Below are 12,915 nucleotides of genomic sequence, written 5' to 3'. Positions count from 1 at the left end.
GCGATGGCCACCGAAGCGCCGCCGGGCGAACTGGGCATGGCCGCGCCGCCGTTCGCGCTGCGCGCGACGGACGGCCGGACCTATACGCTCGCGGACGTGCGCGGCGCGCGCGGCGTGGTGATCGCGTTCATCTGCAATCACTGTCCGTACGTGAAGGCGGTGCTGCCGGCGATGGTGCGCGATGCGCTCGCGTTGCGTTCGTTCGGGATCGGGTTCGTCGGGATCAACGCGAACGATGCGGTCGAGTATCCGGACGATTCGTTCGACGCGATGGTCGCGCTCGCGGAGGACGCGGAACTGCCGTTCTTCTATCTGCACGACGACACGCAGGAGGTCGCGCGGGCCTATGGCGCGGTTTGCACGCCGGAGTTTTTCGGGTTCGACGCGAGGTTGCGGCTGCGGTATCGCGGGCGGCTCGATGCTTCGCGCAGGAGCGCGGTTGCTGGCGCGCGGCGCGAACTGTTCGATGCGATGCGCGAGGTTGCGTTGACCGGGGCCGCGAGCGGGGAGCAGATGCCGGCGTTGGGGTGTTCGATCAAGTGGAAGTGATCGGGGTGTTGGTTCGTCGCTTTTGACCGCACCGTTCAGCGCGGCAGCTTGCGGCTGAGACGCCGCATGCCGCTGAACACGGCGTCGGCGACGTCCTGCGGGAAGCCGCGCGGCAATGCGGCGGCGACGGCGTCGATGACGGCTCCGGTCGATCGCGCCGCGCGCACGAGCATTTCCTCGACTTCGTCCGCGGCGAAACCGACCCGGCTGCCCTGGGCGATCCAGTGGCGCGGCAGGATTTCCTCGACGTGGTAGTGCAGGTTCTTGCCGCGCACGGACATCGCGAGCCTCACGTCCTGGCGCGGAATATGGTTCGCGCCGCGCCCGACGATCGGATGCACGGAGAGGATGTCGTACAGCGGCGTGGCGACGTACCGGTGATGGCTGCGATGCGCGATGCTGAAGTTCTTCGCGTGCCCGTCGGTTGCGGCGAGGAGCCAGAAGACGATCTGCGCGAAGAAGAAGTTCCGGCGATCGAGGTCTGCCGTTGCGGATCTCGACAGGATTTCCATGATCTTCTCGATGCCCGGTCCGCCGTCGGTCTGATATTTCGCCCGTGCCGGCGTACCGGTCGCCTGGCACATGTCCTCCTGGGGCAGGCGCATGATCCACCGGCCGTCGCTCGACAGCCGCCGGTCGAATCGTTCGACCACCAGCACCTTCTGGTCTTCGAACACCGCCATGTCGCAATGCGCCACAGGCAGCCCGTAGGCCGCGACGATCTGGGCGCACAGCCATTCGTTTTCGACGGACGTGCGCATGTCCGCCTGCCGGCCGCCGACGAGGCCGAGCGGCAGCTTCAGGATGTGCGTGGTCGGCGTGCTGCCGGTCGGCAGCAGCCACTGGCCTTTGTGCCGCAACAGCGCGGTTTTTTCCTGGGCGCCGGCGATCGACAGGCGCAAGTCTTCGCTGCGGACCGGTTGGCCGGGCGCGGCTCCCGTGGTCGTGTCGCGGAGCAGGCGGGCCACAGCCGCTTCGTCGAGCGGCAGCCCGTGGATCGTCTCCAGGTCGGTGGGTTGCTCGCTGGGCGCAAGCAACTGGATCGCACCCACGCAGTCGCGGCCGAGCGCGGTGAGCAGATCGTACGGCGACGTGCCGGGCGTCTTGTAGCGCGCGGCGATCCGCCTGCGGATGTCCGCGCTGTCGGGGAGCAGGTTGTCGAAATAATCCGCTACGACCTGCCCGTTGTGGGGCAGGTTGCCGGGCAGGAAGGGGAGCGACAGCGAAAGCGGGCGACCCTGCTCGTCGTCGACCCACTCCGGCCAGTACGACAGTACGTCGTTGCCGCGCCTGACTTCCCAATAGCCGACCGGCAGGCCGTTCATCCACAGGTTGAGCCGGCGGTGACGCGGAGCTTGCCCGATGCGGATTACCATGGCTCGCGCTTCGAAACGACGGGCCTGGGCGCGCGGTTTGAATTTCGCCGGGCCGGCTTGCGCTTCGTCGTGGCGGGGCGCTGTTCCGGCGCGGCTGCGTCGGGCCTGGCTTTTTTGCGCGCGGTCGCGGCGGCTACGTTTGCGGCTGAGGTTTGCCGTACACGCTTCGCCGCGGAAGCCGAGGTTTTGTCGCCGGAAGCCGCAGTGGTCGTTTGGCGCGGCCTGGTGGAAGCAGGGTCCGAGGTCGCGAGCGTCATCTGGACATCGAGCACCGACAGCACCCGCAGAAAGCGCGCGAGACTTACTGTCTGCGGGTTCGTTTCGAGGCGCGCATAGGTTTGCTGCGTGATCCCGAGACGGGCCGCCAGGTCGGCCTGGGTCAGGCCGGCCGCCCGCCGGAAGGCCTTGAGCGTGGGCGCAAGCTGGTCGACGGTCTTGATGGGATAACTCATCGCGGAGTTCCGGAGGGGGCTGGAAAACAGATTATAGGCTGTTTTTGGCAAATACAGCCTATAAGGTGTATTCAGCCTGGAAAAACAGCCTATAGGCTGTAAATTGAAAATACAGCTTATAGGCTGTTAAAGTGCGGTGCGGTGCGCTTCACGGCGCATGCCGGGACGGACGCGCCAACCAGCCATTGCCGGGAAAGAAGGTCAGCCGGACCTTCCCGTATTCACCCCTCGTTCTTCCTCTTCGTACTCCCGACTCCGCACCACTGCCCGAGATCCTCGACCTCCCGATCGACCGCACATCCCCAATCCAGCGGCTGATCCTGGTCGAATCGCTTCCCGAGCCGCCACGCGATCTCCGCGCGCGCCAGTTGCACGCCCATATAAAACGCGTGCCCGCCATCGTGTTCGAGCTTCAGTTGAGGATAGAAGGCGAACGGATCGTCGTTGCGCCAGTGCCCGTCGCGGTTATAGACATGCACGCCGTCTTCGGCAACCTGGACGCGAAAATTCGGATCGCGCACCTGCTGCGCGAACTCGTCGATCTCGGCGGAACCATACGGAAACGGCCGTTTCGCATGCACGGTCGCGAGATCCTGCGTGATTCCCTTCGGCAGCACCTGGGCCTCGCTCGCCGCGAACATCATCCGCCGCGCGACGTCCGCCTCGCGCACCGCGCGCCGCGCATGCAGGCTCACCGACGTCGTCAGCACGGCGCGCACGCGTAGTTCCGCCGCGATGCCGAACAGCACCGCGTTGATGCCGGTCGTGTCCGCCTCGGTCAGCTCGGTCACGTTGCCGACGCCCATCATGATTTCGATCTGCGGATACCGCTCGCGCAGCCGCACGTAACGCGCAATCGATGCCGCCAGCCCGAACGGCGCCGGGTCCAGGATCGGGTCCGCGAGAAACGCGCGGCCGCGCGCCGTCAGCCTGTCGATCGCCGTATCGAGCGACGCGGCATCCGCCGGCTCGCGCGCGACGACGATCGGCGTCGCCGGCACTTCGTCCGCGATCCACAGCGTATCGACGTTCAGGCTCATCAGATAATCGGCGCCCGCGCGGCCGCCGCGCAGCAGTTCGTCGGTGCGCATCGAATCGACGCTCACGCGGTAGCCTTCGCGCTTGAGCATCGCAACGGCGTCTTCGAGATGCGGGAACGGCGTCTCCGGCAGGCAGCCGACGTCGATCACGTCCGCGCCCTGCGCGACGTAGTGCGCGGCGCGCGCGAGCATGCCGTCGAGGTCGAGGCGCGGCGCATCGACGATCTCCGCGAAAATCTCCGTCTCGTAGCGCGACAGGTCGAACGGCCGCGCCGCGCGGCCGAAGAACTGCGGCAGATCCTTCACCTCGTCGGGGCCGCGCTCGACCGGCACGCCGTAGTGCGCGGTCAGCGCGGCAAGGTCGCCGCGGCAGCGGCCCGGCACGATCATTCTTTGGGCGGCGAGAGGCGTGGCTACGCGGCGGCGGATCATGTCGGCGGTCATCAGCGCGGCCACCTGTAGCCCGATTTCGCGGATCTCCCAGCTGAACGGCGTCGGCGCCATGCTGTCCAGCACCCGTGCGAGGCTCTTTTCGGCGAGGCGTCCGGTCAGGAAGACGATGTGTTCCATGCGAGGTCGAGTGTCGCGAGTCGTGCGTCGAGGGCCGTCTTCAGCTCGTCGAGCGTGCGCGCGAGCGTCGTGTGCTCGAACCGCGCGAGCCGTTCGACGTGCTCCAGATCGACCCGGCGCGGGCGCAGCTCGACCCATTCGTCCGGGCTTTGCGTGACGACGGTCGGTTCGGTGTCGCAAGCAAAGACGATGCCGGGAATGCACTGCTTGCCGGCCTGCGCGTACATGTTGGTCGGCAGCGTGTCCGACAGGCCGAGCGCGCATTTCGCGACGGTGTTGCTGGTTGCCGGCGCGATCACGACGGTGTGATACATCCCGTGATACAGCATCCCGACCGGCACGCTGCTCGCGCTGTTGTCGCGCACCACCTTGAAGTGCTGGCGCAGGCGAGGAAGCTCCCAGCCGTACAGAGGCAGCACCTCCTCGGCGGCGGACGACAAAAACAGATCGGTGCGCGGCAGTTGCAGCGCGAGCGCGAGCGATTCTTCGAGCAGATGGCCGGAGCCGGTCACGCACCACGCGAAGCGCGCGTCCGGCTTGAAGTCGGCGAGCGAACGCGCGGGCGTGCCGGTCATGCGTCGCCGTCCGGCGCGAGGCCGTCGTGCGACAGCCGGATGTGCAGGCGGTGCATCTTCCGGTACAGCGTGTTGCGGCTGATGCCGAGCACCTTCGCGACGTTGCTGACGTTCCAGCGATGCTCGTCGAGCAGCCCGAGCACGGTCGTCCGCTCGTTCAACTGGATCGCGTTCAGCGCGGAGATGTCGGCATCGTCCGCGAGATGCGGCGTTTCCGCATGCATCGCGGTCGCCGTGGTGACGGTCGGCTGCGCGCCCTGGGTGATTTCCGGCGGCAGATGCGAGCAGCGGATCGGCTCGCCATCGCACAGCGCGATCGCCATCTGCAGCACATGGCGCAACTGGCGGATGTTGCCGGGCCACGCGTAGTTCAGCAGCGCGTGCGTCGCTTCGTCGGTCAGGTCGGGCGGGTCGCCGCCGGTCTCGCTGTCGAGCAGATGCTGGATCAGCGGCAGCTTGTCCGCGCGCTCCGCGAGCGGCGGCAGTGTCAGTTCGATGCCCTTCAGCCGGTAGTACAGGTCCTCGCGGAACAGTCCGCCCTGCACGAGTTCGAGCAGGTTGCGGTGGCTCGCGCTGATGAGCTGGAAATCGACCTTCGTCGTCGTCTCCGCGCCGAGCGGCGTCACCTCGCGCTCCTCGATCACGCGCAGCAGCCGCGCCTGCAACGCGAGCGGCATGTCGCCGATCTCGTCGAGGAACAGCGTGCCGTTGTTCGCCTGCAGGATCTTGCCGCGCCGTCCTTCGCGCTGCGCGCCGGTGAATGCGCCCGCGCGATAACCGAACAGCTCGCTCTCGATCAGGTTTTCCGGCAGCGACGCGCAGTTCACCGGCACGAACGTCCCGCCCGAATTCGGGCTGATGCCGTGCAGCGCCTGCGCGAACACTTCCTTGCCGGTGCCGGTCGGGCCGCGCAGCACGATCGGGATCTTTCGCTGGATCACGCGCGCCGCCAGTTGAATCTGCGACGCCATCCGCGGATCGCCGAATTCCAGATGCGCGATGCGATCGAGCCGGCCGCGGGTTTCGCGGCGATCCGGCGTGGCGGCGGTGGTAGTCGCGGCACCCGCGCCGCCGCCGCGAGCGGCCGGCGGGGCGACGACGATCGGGTTTGCGTGCTTCGTGCCGTTCTGCGGCGTCTGCGCGACGAGGAAAAAGCGGTTGCTCGCGTTCGCGCTGTACACGGTGACCGGATGGAACGAGCCGCGGATGCTGCGCGCGATCATGTCTTCGAGCGACGCATTGAACGCCTCCTCGATGCGCTTGCCGCGCAGTTCCGCGAGCGAGCGGAAGCCTAGCTGGAACAGCGCGCTGCGGTTCGCGGCGAGCACGGTGCTGTCGTCGCCGACCGCGAGCTTGCCGCCGTGCAGCGTGCCGACGAATTCAGGACGACTGTGAAAGTGGATCATGTTCGCGTGCCGGTAGCGCGCGTCGATCAGCCGGTTCTCGATCATCTGCCGCGACATGCCGACGAGCACCAGCGAATGCTGCTGCAACAGCTTCGAGCGGCTCGTCACGTCGAGCACGCCGGCGATCTCGCCGCGATCGTCGAAGATCGGCGCGGCGGAGCAGGTGAGCGACGTATAACGCGGATAGAAGTGCTCGTGCTGGCGCACCGCGATGCAGTCGCGTTCCGCGAGGCACGTACCCATGCCGTTCGTGCCGGCCTCGCGCTCGCTCCATACTGCGCCGATGCGAAAGCCGTCGGCGGCGACGGTCTCCGCGAACGGCACCGACGCGACCTGATGCACGATCACGCCTTCGGCATCGACCAGCACGACCGCGAGTTCCGGGTCGGCGAGCTGCTGATACAGCGTGGTCATTTCGAGCTTCGAGCACGCGATCAGGTCGGACAGCGCCTCGCGGCGCGCGGCCAGTTCGCGCTCGGTCAGCACCGGCGGCACGACGAAGCGCGACGGGTCGAGGTGGAACTCGTTCACGCAGCGCGTCCACGACTGCGTGACGGAATCACTGGTGGGATGCAGCGCCAGTTGATGGTTGACGACGTTCAGCACTTGACGCGCGTGCGCATGAATCTCTGCGAGCGACGACATGAGGCTTGTCTCCTGGCGTCGGGCTTCGATGCAGCGGGCATCGCCGAAACCGGCTTCGCCCTGCGAATGAATCGCTGCATCGCGTGAATGACCGGCCGACGCGACGTTTGATGGACCGTGTTCGATCGTCTTTTAAATGGACTGCGCAAAAAACTGTACGCTCGATGCGTGTTCTGTTCAATAGCCACTGTCCCTGGCTCGCGAACGCGCCCGCTTCTTGCTTTTCGGGCTGGAAGCGCGCGTTCGCCGCCGTGGCGGACGCACTCGTTGCAGGGCTGGCGCAGTCTGTCCCGTGCCGTTGCGCGGCCCATCCCGACCACCCCGAGCCGCAGCGCGGCGGAGCCCGACATGAATCTGATCGATACCGTTCGACTTTCCCGCGCGTCCGGCGTCGCCGCGTCCGCGCTGCCGTTCGCATTCGCCGCGCCGCACGCGGCGCCCGCCAGCATGGACATCGTGTTTATCGAGAACTTTCGCGGCCGGACCATCATCGGCATCGACGACGACGAACTGCACACGCCGCAGCCGGTGACGATGAACCTCGCGATCGGCGTGCCGTCGCTGCGCGCATGCCATACGGACCGCATCGAGGACACGGTCAATTATGCGGCGGTCCGGGATGCGCTGCACGCGCTGCTCGCGACGCATGGCGTGAAGCTGCTGGAGGCGCTGGCCGAGGCGGTCGCGCAGCAACTGATCGACGGGTTCGGCGCGCACTGGGTTCGCGTGCAGGTCGCGAAACCCGCGCGTTTCGACGACGTCGATGCGGTCGGCGTCGTGATCGAGCGCCGGCGCGATCCGGTTCGGGCTGCGTATGAAGGTGGGTATGCGTCGCTCGGAGAGGGGCTGATTCCGGATTGACGGCCGCTGCGCCACCAGCGCGCAGACGCATGCGGCGCGGCCCGTCGAACGATGGGTCGCGCCGCATGCGTGCTGCACACGCCCGTGAACGGGCGGGCTCGGCGCCTACTTAGCCGCCGCCGTCGTCTGCTTGCCGATCCCGCAGGAACGGTACGCGTCCGCCTGCAGCGCGAGATACTTCTTCGTCTGTGCGCGGGCGCGGTCCATGCGGAATTCGGCGCCGCCTTCGCCGCCCATCGACGCGTACTTCGAGAACGTCGACTGCTCGACGAAATCGTTATACGGCAGTGCAACAGCCATCTTGTCGATCACGCACGAGCACTTGTACACGTTGACGAAATCGTGGCCGTTGTCGTCCATGCAGCTCAGCACATACTCGACGCGCACCTGGGTCGGATAATCATGACCGCCCTGCGCGGCTCCATCGTCGCCGCCGGTGTCGCCGGCAGCGAGCGCGAGCGGTGCGGCTGCGATGCAGCAGCCGGCGATCAGCGTTCGCCATGCGTTGGTCATACGTTGCCTCTCTCGACTCCCTCTGCTTTCGCGACGGAGCGCGGCCCGTGGTGGGCGCCGCGTCCGCCGTGCATTTCCCGCACCGCGAGGTGTGGACCTTGCATCAATGTTTCGACGTCTTGCCGCGTCGTCAGTTCGCCGCGAACGGGTGCGCGACGCTCGCCTTCTTCGCGACGACTTCCGCCGCGCTCGGCTCGCCGGCCACCGCACGCTGGATCGCCTCGCGCGTCGCATCGTAGTTGAATTTCTGGATCTTCTTGTCGTCGTCCGCCTGCCAGTGGATGAACACGCCGACGCAGATGAACAGGTCGTCCGCCTCGTCCTTCGGAATCGTGCCGTCCTCGACGCTGTCCGCGACCGCGAGCGCGACGCCGTGCTGCGCGGGGCCGAACATCTGCACCGCCTGTTTCGCTCCCTTGATCGTGACCTTGTTGAACATCACCGTGTTCGGCTTCGTCAGCAGATTCGGCGCGACGACGGCGAGCAGCGACGTGAAGCCGTCCTTGTTGTTCGTGAGCGCGTTGCAGAACGCGGTTTCCGCCGCGGAACCTCGCGGACCGATCAGCAGGTCGATGTGGGCGACTTCGTTGCCGTCGCCGACGAGCGACTCTCCTACCAGGACGCGATTGATCTTGGCCATGCTGCTCCTCCTGTTGAGTGACTGGAACTGCCGGTTAGCGCGCGCGGGACGGTGTCCGCGCCTGCTGGGACTGAAGTACGGTGGTTGCAACTAACACGTTCCATGCCAGTTGCGGTCCGGTTCGGCGCGCTCGCCGGCGGGCGCGGGCGGCGCGAGCGCCGGCAATCCGCACAGCGCGGCGACGAACAGCGTCGCGACGGTCAGGTCCGCGCTGGTGCCGGGGTTCACGGCGCGCGCCTTCAGATGCGCGTCCCATGCGTCGAGCGCGGCGGCCTCGATCGCGTGATGCTGCGCGAGCGCGTGGCGCAGCCGCATGTGATGTTCGAGTGCCGCGAGCGTGACACTCTGCGCCAGCGCGAGGCCGTGCTTGCGCACTATGTGCGAGTCGGGCCAGCCGCCGAGGAACGCGAGATATGCGTTCAGCGTCGCGAGCGACGGACGGTGCGCGGGCGCTTCGCGCACCGCCGCGAGCCCCGCGCCGAACACGTCGGCGAAGCCGTTCGCATACTGCCGCGCGATGCTGTCGCGCTCGGCGGCGAGCGCCATCGCTTGGCGCAGGCTGACGGTCGGCGTGGCATGGACCGACTGCTCGGGCGGGTCGCCGAGGCCGCCCGGATTCGCGAGCGCGATCGCGCGGTACGCGGCGCGGGCGTCGTCGACATCGAGTTGCGCGAGCACCTTTTCTGCTGCGGCGCGCCATGCGGCGGCCGCGAGCGGCGCTGCGCCGTCGTCGCCGGGGTCGATGCGATCGAGGGCGGCCGCAAGCGGCGCGATCAGCAGCACGATGCCGAGGTTCGTGTTGCAGCCCGCGACTTCGTGCGTGCGCGACACCGCGTCGAGTATCCGCGCGCCGACTTTCGCGCCAGGCGCGAACAGCGCGTCGACGGCGGCGTCCGCGCTCGCGACGAACTGCGCGGCGGTCATCCCGTGACCGGCGCTCGCGATGCTGACGTTGCCGGGCTTTGCGGTTTCGACGTCGAGGCGGCATGCGTCGAGAAACGCGGCGCGCGCGCGGCCGATCAGCGTGGAGACAGGCGGACGGGCGGCCATCGCGCTACCGCAGCGCGGCAATGGCGGCCGCGTTCCCGGGCAACGCCGGCAGCCCCATCCGGCGCGACAGCAGATCGTCGGCGAGCGCGCCCGCGATGTCGAACGGCGTCACCGATTGCAGCCCGCGCCACGCGGCGACGCCGTTCACTTCGAGCACCAGCGGCCGCGCGGCGTCGTCCGGATTCGGGATCAGATCGACGCCCGCATAGTCGAGGCCGAGCGCGCGCGCCGCGGCGATCGCGCTCTGTGCGAGCGCGTCGTCCAGTTCGGCCGGCTCGCACGATGCGCCCTGCGCGAAGTTGTGGATCCAGCGCCGGCCGCCGACGCGCCGCATCGCGGCAAGCGCGCGACCGCCGATCACGAGCACGCGCCAGTCGAAACCCGGCTTGGCGCCCTCGACGTAACGCTGCAGATACGCGACGCGCCGATAGTCGCCGCCGAGCGGCGGCAACGGCGTCAGCGTGCCGGCCCGCGCGCCGCGTCCGGGGTTCGCGCCGAGCCGCCGCAGTCCTTTGCCCTGCGAACCGAATAGCGGCTTGATGACGACGCGGCGTCCGGCCGCCGCCTCGCGCATCAGCACGCGCTGCGCGAACGCGGCCGATTCGGCGGCCCACGTCGCGGGCGTCGGGACGCCGTGGCGGTGCAGCAGGAAACTCGTCATCGACTTGTCGACGCTGCGCTCGATCGCGCGCGCGTCGTTGTAGACCGGCACGCCGAGTTCGCGCAGCGCGTGCAGGATGCCGAGCCGCAGCGTCACCTGCTCGAACGTGCCGCCCGCGATCCCGCGCACGAACACCGCATCGGGCAGCGTCTGGCCGAAACCCGGCAGCACGATGCCGTGCGGGCCGCTCGTCGTGTCGATCCGGCAGTCCGCGAGATCGAAGCAGCGCGCGCTCGCGCCGCGTTCGCGCAGCGCGCGGCGCAGGCGGCCCGTATGCCAGCCGGTCGCATCGGTCGCGATGCCGATGCGCAGCCCGTCGTCGCTCATGGCGCGCTCCATTGTTCGCGCAGCAGGTCGGCGTCGAGGCGGCCGCCGTGCCACGTCCTGCCGCTTTCGAGGCTGCTCGCCCACACTTCGGCCGGCGCGAACAGCGCGGGGTCGATCTGGTAGAAGTCGAAGTTGAACGCACGGAAGATGTCCGCGAACGGCCTGCCGTAGTCGCGCGAATTCGACGACGGCAGTTCGGTGGCGATCCGTTTCGCGGCCGCGTCGGTGCGCACGGTCAACTGCACGCGGCCGCCGTACAGGATCGCGTCGTTCGTGCGGCCCATCGCTTCGATGCCGTCCGGCGCGGGCGGCGGCAGCGGCGCGCTGCCTGCCGCCTCGACCACTTCGTCGAGCGCGATGCCGAGCACGTGCACCTTGTGCAGCGCCACTTCGACCACGCGCGCGACGACCTGCACCGTGCCCGCGACAGACTGTGTCGGCGTGACGATCAGCGTCAGCGCGTCCGCCGCCAGGCCGCAGTCGTGCAGCACCTTGTCGATCACGACCTGCGGCGGCAGACGGTCCACTTCGAGTACCAGCGCGCCGCGCGCGTGGCGGTCGCGATAGCCGAGTTCCGCGTAGAGCGGCTCCTTCACCGCGAGCGCGCGCGCCGGCCCGGAGCCGAGCGAAAAGAACTTCTTGCCGCCGGTCTGCTCCTTCGTCGCCGCGAGGCTCCAGCCCGCGTACTGGCTGCCGAGGCACGCGATCACCGGCCACGACGTGCGCACGTCGATCGCGAACGGCCACGCCGGTTCGGGCTCGCTCGCGGAACGCACCGAGACGTGGCCGAGGCCGCCCATGCAGATGCGCGCGACCAGCAGGCCCGCTTCGAGGCTGCCGGCCGCTGCGACGCCCGCATCGACGATCGTCGTGCCGGCGTCGGTGCGCGCGAGCGCGACGCGCAGCAGCGCGGCGTCCGCGCAAAGTTGCGCGACGAGCGGTTCCGCGAGCGCGTTGACGCCTGGCAGCGAAGGATCGAACGACGGCGGCGGGGCGGACTCGTTGGGCAAGTTACTCGGCGAAGACATGGGCAGGCTCGTGGCAGAGGGACAGACGTTGAAGGACGCGCTCGCGCGCCGCGTCGAGCGCGCCGCGCAGCGCGGTCAGCTCGGGCGCGCGCGCGACCAGCGTGCAGACCGGGTCGCCGGTCGCGACGCGCGTGCCGGGCATCGGCACGTCCGCGCAGCCGGGGTCGTGCGCGCACGCGTCGCTGAATGCGGCGCCGACCGCGAACGGGCACGGCGAGAACAGCACTTCCTGCGCGACGCGCGCGCGCGCGTCGGCCGCGCGCGGCGAAGGCGGCGGCAGCGCGCCGCGCACGCATGCCTCGACGTGGCACGCGAGCAGGCCGCGCGGCCACGCGTGAGGCCATGCGTTGTCGTAGATCGCGAGCGTCGATGACGGCCGTGCGTTCACTTCGAGCAATTCGAACGAACCGTCGTCCTGGCCGAGCAGAAAGTCGAAACTGTTGATGCCGACGAGGCCGGTCCGCGCAACGATCGCGCGGATCGCGTCGGCGATGCGTTCAGCGGTGCGCGGCGGCGGATCGAGCGGCCCGATCGCGCCGGTATGGATGAACGGCATGTCGCCGTACGCGCACGACGTCTGCTCCGAAAAGCCGATCACGCGCGCGTCGCCGCGTGCGGCGACGAACAGCGCGGACATCGCGAGGCCGGGGCGGCGCTGCTGGAAGTAGCCTTTGCCGTCCGTGAGCGTCTCGCCGCTCGCGAGCACGCGCGCCGCTTCGCGCACGTGCACGCCGCCGCAGCCGTCCGCGAGTTTGTACAGCCAGCCGTCGGGCGCGGATGGCGGCGTGTCGCTGACCGGCGGATGCGCAATGCCGAGTTCGTCCAGCAGCGCGAAGAAGCGGCGCGGCTCGCGCACCGCCGCGCTCGCGGCCGCCTCGTTGCCGAGGTACGGCGGCAGCCCGCGCATCGACGCGAGGTCCGCGACGAACGGTTCGACGCCGCCGACGCCGATCCAGCCGATCAGCTTCGGCAGCCGCGCGACGCGCGTCAACGCTTCGATCAGCCGTTCGCGGTCGATCGACAGCCCCGCGTCGCCGATGTCGAACCAGCACTGCGATGCGTCGCGCGTGTCGCGGTCGCCGAAGCGGTCGAGCGCGGCGACGCGCCAGCCCGCGCGCCGCGCGGACTGCGCGAACAGCCGGGCCGACAGGCCGGCGATCGCGACGAACGGCGCGCCGGCGGCTTGCGTGCGCGCAACCATGATTCGGCTGGCCTCCGTGCG

Annotated in this window: 13 protein-coding genes; 2 read left to right on the top strand and 11 right to left on the bottom strand. The window is 68.9% G+C overall.

Annotation, left to right across the window (positions count from 1 at the left end):
• The first annotated feature begins 3 nt into the window (after positions 1-3).
• Positions 4-549 carry a thioredoxin family protein gene (locus BLV92_RS18445; RefSeq protein WP_090547693.1) on the top strand — a complete coding sequence of 182 codons (546 nt, stop codon included), beginning with the start codon at positions 4-6 and terminating at the stop codon, positions 547-549.
• 35 nt (positions 550-584) lie between these two features.
• Here BLV92_RS18445 and BLV92_RS18440 read toward each other — a convergent pair whose 3' ends face one another.
• The 5 genes from BLV92_RS18440 to BLV92_RS18420 form a co-directional block, all read right to left on the bottom strand.
• Complete coding sequence (locus BLV92_RS18440) at positions 585-1,925, bottom strand: type II toxin-antitoxin system HipA family toxin (RefSeq protein WP_090547691.1); 1,341 nt, start codon at positions 1,923-1,925, stop codon at positions 585-587.
• Positions 1,919-2,377, bottom strand: a complete 459-nt coding sequence (locus BLV92_RS18435; protein WP_090547690.1) for a helix-turn-helix transcriptional regulator — start codon at positions 2,375-2,377, stop codon at positions 1,919-1,921. Before BLV92_RS18435 ends, BLV92_RS18440 begins: the two co-directional genes overlap by 7 nt.
• A gap of 221 nt (positions 2,378-2,598) precedes the next feature.
• On the bottom strand, positions 2,599-3,987 hold the full coding sequence (locus BLV92_RS18430) for a DUF6513 domain-containing protein (protein WP_090547688.1): 1,389 nt from the start codon (positions 3,985-3,987) through the stop codon (positions 2,599-2,601).
• A complete protein-coding gene (locus BLV92_RS18425; RefSeq protein ID WP_090547687.1) occupies positions 3,966-4,562 on the bottom strand; it encodes a flavoprotein in 597 nt (198 codons plus the stop codon). Before BLV92_RS18425 ends, BLV92_RS18430 begins: the two co-directional genes overlap by 22 nt.
• On the bottom strand, positions 4,559-6,613 hold the full coding sequence (locus BLV92_RS18420) for a sigma-54-dependent Fis family transcriptional regulator (protein WP_090547685.1): 2,055 nt from the start codon (positions 6,611-6,613) through the stop codon (positions 4,559-4,561). Before BLV92_RS18420 ends, BLV92_RS18425 begins: the two co-directional genes overlap by 4 nt.
• Before the next feature lie 348 nt (positions 6,614-6,961).
• On the opposite strand from BLV92_RS18420, the gene BLV92_RS18415 reads away from it, so the two are divergent.
• The gene (locus tag BLV92_RS18415) at positions 6,962-7,474 is read left to right on the top strand and encodes a dihydroneopterin aldolase (RefSeq protein WP_090547684.1); all 513 of its coding nucleotides are present in this window, start codon (positions 6,962-6,964) and stop codon (positions 7,472-7,474) included.
• Positions 7,475-7,579: 105 nt separating this feature from the next.
• Here the strand turns inward: BLV92_RS18415 and BLV92_RS18410 are convergent, their stop codons facing one another.
• The 6 genes from BLV92_RS18410 to BLV92_RS18385 form a co-directional block, all read right to left on the bottom strand.
• Positions 7,580-7,987 carry a hypothetical protein gene (locus tag BLV92_RS18410; RefSeq protein WP_090547682.1) on the bottom strand — a complete coding sequence of 136 codons (408 nt, stop codon included), beginning with the start codon at positions 7,985-7,987 and terminating at the stop codon, positions 7,580-7,582.
• Positions 7,988-8,117: 130 nt separating this feature from the next.
• Positions 8,118-8,627, bottom strand: a complete 510-nt coding sequence (gene fae, locus BLV92_RS18405) for a formaldehyde-activating enzyme (RefSeq protein WP_090547680.1) — start codon at positions 8,625-8,627, stop codon at positions 8,118-8,120.
• A gap of 90 nt (positions 8,628-8,717) precedes the next feature.
• Positions 8,718-9,677, bottom strand: a complete 960-nt coding sequence (locus BLV92_RS18400) for a triphosphoribosyl-dephospho-CoA synthase (RefSeq protein WP_090547679.1) — start codon at positions 9,675-9,677, stop codon at positions 8,718-8,720.
• A 4-nt stretch (positions 9,678-9,681) separates the two neighbouring features.
• Positions 9,682-10,665: an ATP-grasp domain-containing protein gene (locus tag BLV92_RS18395; protein ID WP_090547677.1), complete on the bottom strand. Its 984-nt coding sequence runs from the start codon at positions 10,663-10,665 to the stop codon at positions 9,682-9,684.
• Positions 10,662-11,693, bottom strand: coding sequence for a methenyltetrahydromethanopterin cyclohydrolase (gene mch / locus BLV92_RS18390; protein WP_090547675.1), 1,032 nt, complete (start codon positions 11,691-11,693; stop codon positions 10,662-10,664). Before mch ends, BLV92_RS18395 begins: the two co-directional genes overlap by 4 nt.
• Positions 11,677-12,894, bottom strand: coding sequence for an ATP-grasp domain-containing protein (locus tag BLV92_RS18385; RefSeq protein WP_090547673.1), 1,218 nt, complete (start codon positions 12,892-12,894; stop codon positions 11,677-11,679). The genes mch and BLV92_RS18385 overlap by 17 nt, the downstream gene beginning before the upstream one ends.
• Between the last annotated feature and the right edge of the window lie 21 nt (positions 12,895-12,915).

It is taken from the genome of Paraburkholderia caballeronis (genome assembly GCF_900104845.1).
GTDB lineage: Bacteria > Pseudomonadota > Gammaproteobacteria > Burkholderiales > Burkholderiaceae > Paraburkholderia > Paraburkholderia caballeronis.
The sequence above is the reverse complement of the archived record's forward strand: the minus strand, read 5'-3'. Positions and strand labels throughout refer to the sequence as shown.